The sequence below is a fragment of the Embleya sp. NPDC005971 genome, from assembly GCF_040629175.1.
In the GTDB taxonomy this organism is placed as follows: domain Bacteria; phylum Actinomycetota; class Actinomycetes; order Streptomycetales; family Streptomycetaceae; genus Embleya.
Genome location: NZ_JBEXUX010000025.1, coordinates 22,333 through 34,739, shown reverse-complemented (window position 1 = coordinate 34,739; position 12,407 = coordinate 22,333). Strand labels below are relative to the sequence as shown.

Below are 12,407 nucleotides of genomic sequence, written 5' to 3'. Positions count from 1 at the left end.
GTGCAGAAAACGAAAGCTCGTCCGGTCCGGCCGGCTCGAAATCAGCCGGTGGTGTCCCCGGCCTCGGGTACCACGCCGGGCGCGGAGGTCGAGGTGATCAGCTTGCGGAGGGTCTCCTCCAGGTAGGCGTAGTCCGCCTCGATGTCCGCCGCCGACTGGCCGAACCGACCGCTGACCTCACTCGTGGCGAACCCGACCACCATCGTGCTGAGCAGCCGCTCGGCCCGATTGACCTCGGTGATCGACAGGCCGGCATCCAGCAACGCGGCGAACACCGCCTGCCGGACCCGATGCGCGCCCGGGGTCGCCGCCGACCGGGTCAGCAGCAGCGGGAACACGTCGGGGTGGCGCCGAGCCGAATCCCGAGCCGCCCGCCCGATCCGGGCCAGCCGCTCGTCCCACGGCAACTCCGCGTCCGGCAGCGGAAACTCGGAGAGCAACTCCTCGACGATGCCGTCGAGCAGGGCCGCCTTGTTCGCGATGTGCCCGTAGAGCGACATCGCCGTCACGCCGAGCCGACGGGCCACCGCCTGAAGGGTCACGGCCTGCAGCCCCTGCTCGTCGGCCAGTTCGAGACTCACCCGAAGAATGGCGGAGCGGTCGATGATGCGCGGGCGACCCATGGGCCTCAAGGTATCACCGCCGATCGGCGTGATCCGCCCACGGCGGCCCGGCGCCCAACGCGGTGGTGAGCCGGTGGTGGATGTCCCGCGCGCCGATCGACGCGGTCGCCCGGCGGGGGGCCGGCCCCGTCATCGAAGCGATCGGCACCACCAGCAGATGTGGCCCCGGAGCGGCCCGCGCCGCGCCCATCGCGGCGTCGAGCCGGACCGCGTCGGAGCACACCACCGCCGACGCGTAGCCGGTCGCGCGCGCGATCGCCGCGAAGTCGGTGCTGCCCGACGTGGTGGCCTGGGCGCCCGTCGATTCGTACGCGCCGTTGTCGAGCACCACGTGGATCAACCCCGGCGGGGCGGTCGCGCCGATCGTGGACATCGTGCCCAGGTGCATCAGCGCCGCGCCGTCGCCGTCCAGGAGCACCACCTCGGTGCCCGGCGGACGCAGCGCCAGACCCAGTGCGAACGCCGACGCGTGACCCATCGAGCCCTGCATGTAGAAGTTGGTGGGCGCGTCGCCGCCGGCGAACAACTCGCGCGAGGTGTACCCGGTGGTGGCGACCACCGCGATCCCCTCGGCCCGCGCGGTGATCGTGCACAGCGCCTCGGCCCGGGTGAGCGTCCCCCGACCGGCGGTGGGGTCGGCGGCCGGACCCTCGGGGACCTCCACCGCACCCTTCTCGACCAGGACGAACACACAGTGCCCGGCCGCCAGTTCCTTGCCGGTCTCGGCCAACAGAGCGCGCAGGCCCGCCGCGTCGGTGCCGCGTCGCAGGGTCCAGTGCGCGACCCCGATCGCGTCCAGCAGCTCGTGCGTGGCGGCACCCATCACCGCGTGTTGCGGTTCGTCGCCGCCCGGATCGGGCCAGCCGCGCAGGCTGGTGAACACCAGGGCCGGGACGTCGTAGGTCATCAGCAGCGAGGTCAGCGGATTGATCAGGTTGCCCAGACCGGAGTTCTGCGCGACCACCGCGACCCGGGTGCCGGCCACCGCGGCTCCGGCGGCGATGGCCAGCGCCGCGCCCTCGTTGGCGGCCGGCACATACCGGCCCTCGCGGGTGAACCGGGCGATCGGCGCGGAGAAGTACGAGCACGGCACGCCCGTGACCAGCTCCACCCCGAAGTCGGCCAGTGCGGCGCAGAAGTCGTCCGAGCCGATCACCAGTCCAACGCCTTCCACGCGTCCAGCCGTTGCAGCCGGAACACCTCCTGCACGCTCGCGATCCGGTCCTCGACCTCGACCGAACTGCCCTCGCGGAAGATCGCCCCGTAGGTGTCGCGCAGTGAGCTGACCGTGGCCCGCAGGCCCTGATTGGCGTAGATGACCACCGAGACGCCGGCCGCGGCTGCGGCCCGCGCGTCCCAGTCGGGGTAGGTGGTGGGCACCACCACGACCGGCACCGCACCGTCCCAGCCGTCCAGGAACCGGGTGATCTGCTCGCTGGTGCGGATCTTGGAGTGCACGAGCACCGCGTCCGCGCCCGCGTCGGCGTAGGCCGAACAGCGCTTCAGCGCCTCGTCGACGCCCAGTCCGCTGATCAGCGCCTCGGTCCGGGCGATCAGGAAGAAGTCCGGGGTCTGCTGGGCGCTTTTGGCCACCTCGATCTTGCGGGCGAAGGTGCTGATGTCGAGCAGCGTGTGGTCCACGGCGGCGAAGCTGTTGATCTTCGGGAACAGCTTGTCCTCGATGCACACCGCGGTGATGCCGGCGGCCTCGTACTCGTGCACCATGTGCGCGGCGTTCAGGTTGTTGCCGTAGCCGGTGTCGCAATCGGCGATCACCGGGATGGACAGCGCCTTTTGCATGTTGGCGGCGGCTTCCAGGTATTCGCTCATGCCGAGCAGGCTCGCGTCGGGCAGGCATCGGGCCGCCGACACCTCCAGGCTCGACGACCACACGGCCTGGAAGCCGGCCTCCTGGGCCAACACCGCACCCAGGGCGTCGTGCGCGCCGGCGACGCGCACCAGGTCGTGTTCGGCGAGAACCGCCCGGAACGGCGCTGCGAGAGCAGTCCTGAGCACTGACGATCTCCTATCGGTTCCGGAGGATGGGCGGGAAGGGAGCACGGCTCATCGCATGACGAGTTTGTAGAAGTCGGTGGGGTGCGCCTCGTCGCCGAGTTCGCCGAACATCAGCCGCTGGCGCTCGCTCATCGCGGCCACCACGTCGGCGGGCATGCGGTGGAAGTCGAGCGGCCGGCACCACAGGTGCCCGTACCGGATGATCACCGAACGGCGGGTCAGCCCCCGGGTGTTCGGGGCCACCGCGTGCCACAGGTTGTACGGGAAGACCACCGCGTCGCCGGGCTCGGCCAGGATCTGCACCGCGTTCGGCGGCATCTCGCCGCGCCGCCAGTAGCTGTTCGGCTCGGGCAGATGACAGTCGTCGTCCAGCCGTTCGGGGCGCAGCCGGTGACTGCCGGGAATGACGGTGAAGTTGCCCGAGTCGGGGCGGCCGACGTCGGTGAGGAAGTACTGCACCTTCAGTTGCAGCGCCCGGCTCGCCGGATCCAGCACGATGCCCATCAGGGACGCGCCGCCGTCGGTGTGCCACTCCTCCAGGGGCGCCGCGCCGCCCTCGCGGACGAACGCCTCGCTGCCCAGCACGTGCAGGTCCGGGCCGAGCAGATCGACCAGGGTCGGCAGCACGCCCGGATGGTCGACCAGATCCAACAGCGCCGGGCTCGCCGCGGCGGCGTTGCGCACCCGGACCGAATGATCCTGGTCGTTGCGGTAGCTGATGTGCGCCGTGCGCACCAGCTCCTGTTGGCGGACCGCGAAGTCCACGCCCGCCAGGGCGCGTTCGACGTCGGCGGCGGAAAGCGCCTTTCTGATGTGAATGTAGCCGTTTTGATTCCACTGCTCGCGCCGACTCCCGAGTATTTGCTCGGGTGATTCCCCCACCGGTGGACCTCCGTTCGGTCGTGTTCGCGCTTTGGCCTCAGCTTCACAGCCGTTTAGGACCGCGGCCAGTGTCGGTCCACCACGGCGGGGGTGTGTTTCGGACGGCGGATCCATGCGAAACACATGATCGGCATCCTCTTTCCGCATCTTTTTGTATCCCGCCGCATGGGGCCGCCGGCGGATTCCCGCGTTGTAGCATCGGCGGATGGGCCCGGAATCGGGTCCCGGAACTTCTTCCAGCAGTCGCCACCACCATGCAGCAGTCGCGATCGAAGAGGGCCGTCTCTTGCCTCACGCCGCTCAGGTTCCGGTGAACTCCGTGGACTCCCGGGCTCTTCGCATTCCCACCGTGATCACGGTGGTGGTTCTGCTGAGTTGTCTCGCGGCTTCGGTGCTGTCGGTGCTCACATTTCCGGTCGCCACGTGGCGCATGGCCCTGGCGCTGGCGGCGGTCACCGCGGTCGCGGTGATCCAGTGCGCCCATTCGTTGCCGGGCCGGCTGCGCCGGTTGCCCCGGCCCGGTACCCGACTCCTGTGTTGCCAGGCGGTGTTGGCGCTGATTCCCGCGTTCGTCTGCCCGGGGACCTGGACCGCCGCACCGGGATTCCTGGCGGGTTCCCTGCTGCTGTATCTGCCGCAGAAGCGGGCGTGGTGGGCGTTCGGCGTGCTGATGTTCGCGACCGGCGTGGTCACCTTCGTGCTGGCGGACGACTTCGACGACGTGCCGTACGCGCTGGTGGCGAGCACCTCGACCGGGCTCGTGCTCTACGCGCTGATGCGGATCACCGAACTGCTCGCCGAGATGCACCAGTCCCGACTGGAACTGGCCCGGCAGGCGATCGTGCGCGAGCAACACCGGTTCGCCCGGGACCTGCACGACCTGCTCGGCTACAGCCTCGCCACCATCGGGGTGAAAAGTTCGCTGGCCGCGCGACTGTTGCCGGACGACGTCGAACAGGCGCGCACCGAACTGGCGGAGATCCTGATCATCACCCGGCAGGCCGCCACCGACATGCGCGAGGTGGTGCATCGATACCGGGGGATGTCCCTGGTCGCCGAGGTCGCGGCGGCCGAATCGTTGCTTGCCTCGATCGGGGTGCGGGCCGATACCCGGATCGAGGTCGACGGGCTGGACGCGACCATCGAGACGGTGCTGGCCACGGTGTTGCGCGAGGGGCTGGCCAACATGATGCGACACAGCTCCGCGACCGAGTGCGTGATCACCGCGGAACGCGACGGCGACTACGTCCGGTTCGGGGTGTGCAACGACCGGGCCGGCGCCGCCGGATCGCGCGGGGCGGGTCCCGGTCGCCTGGGCGGTACCGGGCTGGCCAGTCTCGCGGTGCGCGTCGAGGGCATCGGCGGACGGCTACAGGTGGGCATCGACGGCGGCGGTTGGTTCCGCCTGATCGCGCTGGTCCCCGACCCCGCCGCGGTCTCCGACCCGGCCACGCGCCCCGACCCCGCGGCGGTCCGCGACGCCACGGCGGTCCCCGACCCGGTGGCGGTCCCCGGTCCGACCACGCCCCCCGACCCGACCACGCCCCCCGAGCCCGCCGCGGCCCCCGACCCCACCGGGGAACCCTGCGACGCCGCCCGCGAGCCGGTCGCGGGCTGAGCTCCGACGCGTCACCCGCCCGAACGCGTCACCCGCCCGAACGGGTCACAACCAGCCCTCGTCCCGGGCGATCCGAATCGCATCCACCCGGTTGCGGGCATTGAGCTTGGCCACCACCGAGTTCAGGTGATTGCGCACGGTGCCCGCACACACCCACATCTGATCCGCGATGTCCGCGACCCGATGCCCGTCGGCCGCCGCGCGCAACACCTGGAGTTCGCGCACGGTCAGCCGCGACGGGCCGCCGTCGATCGCGGCCAGGGCGACCGATGCGTCGATCACCCGGCCACCGGCCGCGATTTCCCGGATCGCGCCGCTGAATCGGTCCGGGTCGGAATTCTTGAGCAGGAATCCGGACACCTTCGCCGCCGCCGCGCGGTGCAGATGACCCGGCGCGTTCATTCCGGTCAGGATCAGCGTTCGACATTCCGGGAGCGCGGCTCGCAGCGCCATGGCCGCCTCGATCCCGTCGATACCCGGCAGGCCGATGTCCAGCACCGCCACGTCCGGACGCACCGCCCGGGCCCGCGGCACCACGTCGATCCCCGAGTCGACCTCGGCGACCACGACGATGTCCGGTTCCAAACTCAACAATGACACCAGCGCCCTGCGCAGTAACTTCATGTCCTCGGCAATCAGGACCTTGATCAAGGACTCCCCCTCATCCCGAATCCGGCATCGATCCCCCCGATGCCGGGTTCGTCGGCGATCCCCCGTAACAAGATGCCGATTATGCAGGACGAGTTCGGCGGCTCAATAGAGCAAATAGCACGCGGATCGAACGAACGCGAAAGCACCCGGCCCGCGATGCGCACCAAAAAGGGCGGACCCGGGCCGGCATGTCGCCGATCCGGGTCCGCCCGTACCTCGTGTCCGCCGCCGCAGGGCGCGCGTATCTACCGCTCAGCCGGAGAACTCGGCCAGTGCCTTGTTCGCCTCGGCCAGCCACTCCGCGCGCGCCGCGATCGACTCCTCGGCCTCCCGCAGCTTGCGCTCGTTCCCGGCCGCCCGGGCCTTCTCCGCCTGCTGGGTCAGCTTGTCGATCGACGCCTGAATCTGATCCACCGCGGCCTGCGCCCGGGCCCGAGCCTCCGGGTTGGTGCGCTTCCACAGCTCTTCCTCGGCCTCACGGATCGCCCGCTCGACGCTCTGCAGGCGGGCCTCCATCTTCGGCCGGGCATCGCGCGGGACGTGGCCGATGGCCTCCCAGCGATCGTTGATCGAACGCAGCGCCGCCCGCGCCGCCTTGACGTCGGTCACCGGGACGATCGTCTCGGCCTCGACGAGCAGCAGCTCCTTCGCGGCCTGGTTCTCCCGCTGCTCGGAGTCGCGCTCGGCGAACACCTCGCTGCGTGCCGCGAAGAAGACGTCCTGGGCGGCCCGGAAGCGCTGCCACAGCTCTTCCTCGACGTCGCGCTGCGCCCGACCGGCGGCCTTCCAGTCGTTCATCAGGTCGCGGTAGCGCGCCGCGGTGTCGGTCCACTCGGTGGACGTCGACAACGCCTCGGCCGCCTCGACCAGCTTCTCCTTGACGCGCTTGGCACTGTCCCGCTGGCCGTCCAGCTCCGCGAAATGCGCCTTGCGGCGCTTGGCGAAGTTGGACCGGGCCTGCGAGAACCGGTGCCACAGCTCGTCGTCGGCCTTGCGGTCCAGCCGCGGTACGGCCTTCCACGCGTCCACCAGCGCACGCAGCCGCTCGCCGGCCGGGCGCCAGTCCGTGCTCTGGCCCAGTTGCTCGGCCTCGGCGACGATGCGCTCCTTGGCGCCCTGCGCCTCCTCCTGCGCCTTGGCACGGGTGGCCTTGCGCTCCTCGCGCTTGGAATCCACCACGGTCACCAGCGCGTCCAAACGCTTGACGAGCGAGTCGAGATCGCCGACCGCGTTCGCGTCGACGATGCTCGCGCGCAGGCGCTCGATCGCGTGATGGGCGTCCTTGGGAGCCAGGTCGGTGGTCCGTACCCGCCGCGCGAGCAACTCCACCTCGACGGCGAGCCCCTCGTACTTGCGCCGGAAGTAGGCCAGGGCCTCGTCCGGGGAACCCGCCTGCCACGAACCGACGGAGCGCTCACCGTCCGCCGTCTTGACAAAGACGTTTCCCTGCTCGTCCACGCGGCCCCACGGGTCGCTGCTCACAGCGGCCTCCTTCGATGCTGAATGCGGCGCACTTTACACAGGACCCCGGGGCACGGGCCGGGCCGTGCCCCGGGAGTCGCCGTGGAACATGCGTGCGGTCGGTTGCTACTTGGCCACGGTCACGCTGTCGAGGACCACGTTCTCGCGCGGCGCACCGTCGCTGCCACCGTCCGCGGTGCCCGCGGCGGCGATCTTCGTCAGCACGTCCATCCCGCCGGTGACCTTGCCGAACGGGGTGTAGTTCGGCGGCAGCTTGCTGTCCGCGGTCACCAGGAAGAACTGGCTTCCGTTGGTGCCCGGTCCCGAGTTCGCCATCGCGACGGTGCCGGCCGGGTAGGACGCCGAACCGTCCGCGCCCGCCGTACCCAGATTCTCGTCGACGAACTTGTAGCCGGGACCGCCGGTGCCCGTTCCGGTCGGGTCGCCGCACTGGAGCACGGCGAGACCGCCCGTGGTCAACCGGTGGCACTTGGTGTGGTCGAAGAACTTCTTGTCCGCCAAGAACGCGAACGAGTTCACCGTGTGCGGCGCCTTCGCCGCGTCCAGCGCCACCTTCACCTCGCCACACGTGGTCTTGAGGGTCATCGTGTACGCCGCCTTGGTGTCGATCGACATCGCGGGCTCGGCGCCGAACTGCTCCTTCGTCGGATCACCCGGAGCCGGCGCCGCACACGTCTTGGGCTTGCCGTCCGGGGCCGGCGACTGCGGCGCCGAGGGCGGCGCGGTCGGCTGCTGCGACGCGCCCGCGTTCGTCGTCTTCTTGTCGTCGTCGTCACTCGCGGCCACCGCGAGCCACGCACCGGCACCGGCCACCACGACCACCGCCGCCACCGCGGCGATGACCTGGTTGCGCCGGCGCCGACGTGCCTGCGCGGACCCGCGTCGCTCCTGCTGGCGCTCGAACTTCTCGCGCGCGAGCTGCCGCTGGCGCTGCTGTTTGGTGACCACCGCGTGCTCTCCTGGATTCGAACGGACTCGATGTGGATGGACTCGACCTGGACGCCCGACGGCCGGACGAGGGCCGGGGGAGGGCTCCCGGTGCCGTGACGGGATCCGTGCACCGGTCCCGACCTGCGGTGATCCCACAGGCCCGGAACCGGCCGCAGCTCGCGCACAGTCTAGGCACGCACCCCCTGAACCGGTTCGCGATCCGCCCCCGCGCGCCGGTAGTCTCGTACCTGATTCCCACGTCCGCCGCATACTTCCGTGCTTGCCCCGCCGCCGGAAGACCCCGAGACCGAGAGGACGAACGTGATCGTCGCCGGGTTCCCCGCAGGGTCCTTCCAGACCAACTGTTATGTGGTCGCCCCTGCCGCCGGTGAGGAATGCGTCATCGTCGACCCCGGGCAGGACGCGTTCGACGGCGTACAGGACATCATCCGCGAACACCGGCTGCGCCCGGTGGCCGTCGTGCTGACCCACGGACACATCGACCACATGTTCTCCGTGGTGCCGGTCTGCGCCGAGCACAAGGTGCCCGCGTGGATCCACCCCGACGACCGCGACATGCTCTCCGACCCGGCCAAGGGCCTGTCGCTGGGTGTGGGGCAACAACTCTTCGGCGGGATGACCTTCACCGAACCCGAGGACGTGCGGCTGCTCACCGACGGCGCCGTGCTCGACCTCGCCGGCCTCGAACTGACGGTCCATCATGCGCCCGGCCATACACAGGGGTCGGTGGCCTTCGGCACCCAGGGAAGCGCGGACATCCCGCCCATCCTGTATTCGGGTGACCTGCTGTTCGCCGGCTCCATCGGACGCACCGACCTGCCCGGCGGCGATCACGCGCAGATGTTGCGCTCGTTGTCCCGGGTGTGTCTGCCCCTGCCGGACGAGACCGTCGTCCTGTCCGGCCACGGCCCCCAGACGACGATCGGCCGCGAGCGCGCGAGCAACCCTTATCTGCAAGAGCTGACGCCGCCCGCGGGACCGCACCGAGGAATGTGACGGATTTTCATACCGTGAGTACCTTCAACGCCCCCAAGGGCACCTTCGACATGCTCCCGCCGTACTCGGAGACGTTCAACCGGATCCGGATCCAGTTCGGCCTGGAGCTGCGCGACGCGGGTTTCCAGTACATCGAGACCCCCACCTTCGAGGAGACCGGCCTCTTCCTGCGCGGCGTCGGCGAGTCCACCGACATCGTGACCAAGGAGATGTACACCTTCGAGGACCGCGGCGGCCGTTCGCTCACGCTGCGCCCCGAGGGCACCGCGGCCGTGATGCGCTCGGTGCTCCAGCACAACCTGTACGCCGGCCGACTGCCGGTCAAGCTGTGGTACTTCGGCTCGTACTACCGCTACGAGCGCCCGCAGGCCGGTCGCACCCGCCAGTTCACCCAGGTCGGTGCCGAGGCGATCGGCAGCGACGACCCGCTGGTCGACGTCGAGATGATCGCGCTCGCCGCCGAGGGCTTCATGAAGCTCGGTCTGCGCGACTTCCGGCTGCTGCTCAACTCGCTGGGCTGCCGCGAGTGCCGGCCGGTCTACCGGGCCAAGCTCCAGGAATTCCTGCGCGCGCTCGACCTGGACGCGGAGACGCACGCCCGGATCGAGATCAACCCGCTGCGCGTGCTCGACGACAAGCGTCCCGAGGTGCAGGCGCTGATCGCGGACGCGCCGCTGATCACCGACCACCTGTGCGAGGCGTGCGCCGCACACCACACGTTCGTGCGCGGCATGCTCGACGAGCTGGAGATCTCCTACGAGGACACTCCCAGGCTGGTCCGGGGCCTGGACTACTACAACCGCACCACGTTCGAGTTCGTGCACGACGGCCTCGGCGCGCAGTCGGCGATCGGCGGCGGCGGGCGCTACGACGGGCTCTCCGAGGATCTCGGCGGCCCCGACCTGCCGTCGGTGGGCTGGGCGCTGGGCATCGGCCGCACGATGCTCGCGATGGAAGCCGAGGGCCAGGCCGTGGAGACCCCGGCGGACTGCGACGTCTACGGCGTCGCGATCGGCGACGCGGCCCGGCGGGCGGTCTTCGGCATGATCACCCAGCTCCGGATCGAGGACATCCCCGCCGACATGGCGTTCGGCGGGAAGAAGCTCAAGGGCGCCATGAAGGCCGCGTCGCAATCCGGCGCCCGCTACGCCATCGTCGTCGGCGATCGCGACCTCACCGAGGGCGTCGCCCAGATCAAGGACCTGTCGAACGGGGACCAGACCCCGGTCCCGCTCGACCAGGTCGTCACCGTCTTGAAGGAGAAGCTTCAGTGATCCGCACCCATGACGCCGGTACGCTCCGCGCCGAGCACGCCGGCCACACCGTGACGCTCGCCGGCTGGGTGGCCCGGCGGCGCGACCACGGCGGCGTGGCGTTCGTGGACCTGCGGGACGCGTCGGGCACCGTACAGGTGGTCTTCCGCGACCTGGAGACCGTGCACAACCTGCGCTCCGAGTTCTGCGTGAAGATCACCGGCGACGTGCGGGTGCGCCCGGACGGCAACGAGAACACCGAGATCCCCACCGGTGCGGTCGAGGTCGTCGTGGACGACTTCGAGATCCTCTCGGAGGCGGCCCCGCTGCCGTTCCCGATCGAGGAGTACACGCCGGGCACGGTCAACGAGGAGGTGCGGCTCAAGCACCGCTACCTCGACCTGCGCCGCGCGCCGATGGCGCGCAACCTGCGGCTGCGGTCCAAGGTGACCCGGGTGATCCGCGAGGTGATGGAGGACCACGACTTCCTCGACATCGAGACGCCGTACCTGACCCGGTCCACCCCCGAGGGCGCCCGCGACTTCCTGGTGCCGGTGCGGCTCCAGCCCGGCTCCTGGTACGCCCTGCCGCAGTCGCCGCAGCTGTTCAAGCAGCTGCTCATGGTGGCCGGCATGGAGCGCTACTACCAGATCGCGCGCTGCTTCCGGGACGAGGACTTCCGGGCCGACCGGCAGCCCGAGTTCACCCAGTTGGACGTCGAGATGTCCTTCTGTGACGCCGAGGACATCCTCGCGCTGACCGAGAAGCTGCTCGCCCGGGTGTGGCGCGAGGTGCACGGCGTGGAGATCGCGCTGCCGCTGCCCCGACTGCCCTACGCGGAGGCGATGGCGCGCTACGGCTCGGACAAGCCGGACACCCGGTTCGACTGCGAACTGGTGGACCTGACGGCCTACTTCGAGGGCACCTCGTTCCGGGTGTTCCAGGCCGAGTTCACCGGCGCGGTGGTGATGCCCGGCGGTGCCGCGCAGACCCGCAAGGAGCTGGACGGCTGGCAGGACTGGGCCAAGGCGCGCGGCGCCCGCGGCTTGGCGTACGTGCTGGTCGACGCGGAGACCGGCGAACTGCGCGGCCCGGTGGCCAAGAACCTGTCCGCGGAGCACCTGGCCGGACTGGTCGAGGCGACCGGCGCGGCCAAGGGCGACTGCATCTTCTTCGCGGCGGGTCGGCGCACGGCCTCGCTCGAACTGCTCGGCGCGGCCCGGCTGGAGATCGCCCGCCGCGGTTCGCTGATCGACGAGTCGAAGTGGAACTTCCTCTGGGTCGTCGACTTCCCGATGTTCGAGCCGATCGAGGACGCGGCCGGCAACCACCAGGGCTGGCACGCGATCCACCACCCCTTCACCGCGCCGACGGCGGAGTGGGTCGACGGGTTCGACAAGAACCCGGGCGAGGCGTTGTCGAACGCGTACGACATCGTGCTCAACGGGACCGAGATCGGCGGCGGTTCGATCCGTATCCACCGTCGGGACGTGCAGGAGCGCGCGTTCGCGGCGATCGGGATGTCGGAGGAGGAGGCCCAGTCGCAGTTCGGCTTCCTGCTGGACGCGTTCGCGTACGGGCCACCGCCGCACGGCGGGATCGCGCTGGGGTTGGACCGGTTGGTGGCGCTGCTGGGCGGGGCCGAGTCGATCAGGGATGTCATCGCCTTCCCGAAGACCGCTTCCGGTGGCGACCCGTTGACCGGGGCGCCGTCGCCGATCACGGTGCAGCAGCGGCGTGAGGCGGGGATCGACGCGAAGCCCAAGTCGGGGGCCGGGTCGGGCTCCGGTTCGGGCTCGGCCGCGGCCTCGGGTCCGGCCGCAGGATCGGGCGAGGGCGCCAAGGGTGAGGGTGCCGACAAGGCGTAGTGGGTGATCCCGCCGGATGTGCGGGGAGCGGGGCGGTCGGGCCGGATGGCTCGGCCGCCCTTCGGCG

At 70.4% G+C, this 12,407-nt stretch carries 10 protein-coding genes and 1 pseudogene; 4 read left to right on the top strand and 7 right to left on the bottom strand.

Annotation, left to right across the window (positions count from 1 at the left end):
- Nucleotides 1-41: 41 nt before the first annotated feature.
- Genes ABZ374_RS22500 through ABZ374_RS22485 form a run of 4 tightly spaced genes read right to left on the bottom strand, consistent with a single transcriptional unit; the run spans nt 42 to nt 3,521 of the window.
- Nucleotides 42-623 carry a TetR family transcriptional regulator gene (locus ABZ374_RS22500; protein ID WP_360313737.1) on the bottom strand — a complete coding sequence of 194 codons (582 nt, stop codon included), beginning with the start codon at nt 621-623 and terminating at the stop codon, nt 42-44.
- Nucleotides 624-636: 13 nt separating this feature from the next.
- On the bottom strand, nt 637-1,797 hold the full coding sequence (gene aepY, locus ABZ374_RS22495; protein WP_360313735.1) for a phosphonopyruvate decarboxylase: 1,161 nt from the start codon (nt 1,795-1,797) through the stop codon (nt 637-639).
- Nucleotides 1,776-2,639, bottom strand: a complete 864-nt coding sequence (locus ABZ374_RS22490) for an isocitrate lyase/phosphoenolpyruvate mutase family protein (protein ID WP_360313733.1) — start codon at nt 2,637-2,639, stop codon at nt 1,776-1,778. The genes aepY and ABZ374_RS22490 overlap by 22 nt, the downstream gene beginning before the upstream one ends.
- A gap of 48 nt (nt 2,640-2,687) precedes the next feature.
- The gene (locus ABZ374_RS22485; protein WP_360313731.1) at nt 2,688-3,521 is read right to left on the bottom strand and encodes a phytanoyl-CoA dioxygenase family protein; all 834 of its coding nucleotides are present in this window, start codon (nt 3,519-3,521) and stop codon (nt 2,688-2,690) included.
- A gap of 349 nt (nt 3,522-3,870) precedes the next feature.
- Here ABZ374_RS22485 and ABZ374_RS22480 point away from each other — a divergent pair, with 349 nt between their 5' ends.
- Entirely contained in the window at nt 3,871-5,139 is a 1,269-nt protein-coding gene (locus ABZ374_RS22480) for a histidine kinase (RefSeq protein ID WP_360313729.1), read from the top strand.
- 45 nt (nt 5,140-5,184) lie between these two features.
- Here ABZ374_RS22480 and ABZ374_RS22475 read toward each other — a convergent pair whose 3' ends face one another.
- From ABZ374_RS22475 to ABZ374_RS22465, 3 genes and pseudogenes are all read right to left on the bottom strand, one after another.
- Nucleotides 5,185-5,790 (bottom strand): response regulator transcription factor, encoded by a 606-nt coding sequence (locus ABZ374_RS22475; protein ID WP_360313727.1) that lies wholly within the window; start codon nt 5,788-5,790, stop codon nt 5,185-5,187.
- Between the two features lie 345 nt (nt 5,791-6,135).
- Nucleotides 6,136-7,272, bottom strand: a pseudogene (locus ABZ374_RS22470) (DUF349 domain-containing protein); the annotation flags it as partial.
- Between the two features lie 105 nt (nt 7,273-7,377).
- A complete protein-coding gene (locus ABZ374_RS22465) occupies nt 7,378-8,220 on the bottom strand; it encodes a peptidylprolyl isomerase (protein ID WP_360313725.1) in 843 nt (280 codons plus the stop codon).
- Between the two features lie 303 nt (nt 8,221-8,523).
- On the opposite strand from ABZ374_RS22465, the gene ABZ374_RS22460 reads away from it, so the two are divergent.
- From ABZ374_RS22460 to aspS, 3 genes are read left to right on the top strand one after another with little or no spacing between them, the layout of a single operon-like run.
- On the top strand, nt 8,524-9,219 hold the full coding sequence (locus ABZ374_RS22460) for an MBL fold metallo-hydrolase (protein ID WP_360313723.1): 696 nt from the start codon (nt 8,524-8,526) through the stop codon (nt 9,217-9,219).
- Nucleotides 9,220-9,233: 14 nt separating this feature from the next.
- Nucleotides 9,234-10,493 carry a histidine--tRNA ligase gene (hisS, locus tag ABZ374_RS22455; protein ID WP_360313721.1) on the top strand — a complete coding sequence of 420 codons (1,260 nt, stop codon included), beginning with the start codon at nt 9,234-9,236 and terminating at the stop codon, nt 10,491-10,493.
- Nucleotides 10,490-12,340, top strand: a complete 1,851-nt coding sequence (aspS, locus tag ABZ374_RS22450; RefSeq protein WP_360313719.1) for an aspartate--tRNA ligase — start codon at nt 10,490-10,492, stop codon at nt 12,338-12,340. The genes hisS and aspS overlap by 4 nt, the downstream gene beginning before the upstream one ends.
- Nucleotides 12,341-12,407 lie beyond the last annotated feature (67 nt).